Annotated in this window: 1 pseudogene; it reads right to left on the bottom strand. The window is 65.8% G+C overall.

Annotated features, from left to right (window positions below):
• Positions 1-351: pseudogene (locus GYA94_RS25810) on the bottom strand (bifunctional 23S rRNA (guanine(2069)-N(7))-methyltransferase RlmK/23S rRNA (guanine(2445)-N(2))-methyltransferase RlmL); the annotation flags it as partial.

Raw genomic sequence — 351 nt, forward strand, 5'->3', positions numbered from 1 at the left:
AGGTTTTTCTGCAGGCGGTTGGCAAACATCTGTGCCCCTTCCGACAGGCGTGCCGGCTCGCTGGTGACGGGCACCTGCTGGCCGACCTCACGGGTGTCGGCCGGTGCCTCGCGGCGCTCACCGGTGACGAACTGGTCAGGCTGCACCTTGAACAACAGCAGCTTGCACGGCAACGCGCCGTTCCAGAACGCGTACTGCTTGTGGCTGCGAATGCCCATGCGCTTGCCCAGTTGCGGCGCCCCGGTGAATACCGCAGCCTCCCAACCCATGCACGCCTGGCGCAGACGCTCACCCAGGTTCTGGTAGAGATACAGCAGGCTGGCTTCGTCGCCCAGGCGCTCACCGTAGGGC

The sequence above is a fragment of the Pseudomonas juntendi genome, from assembly GCF_009932375.1.
Lineage (GTDB): Bacteria > Pseudomonadota > Gammaproteobacteria > Pseudomonadales > Pseudomonadaceae > Aquipseudomonas > Aquipseudomonas juntendi.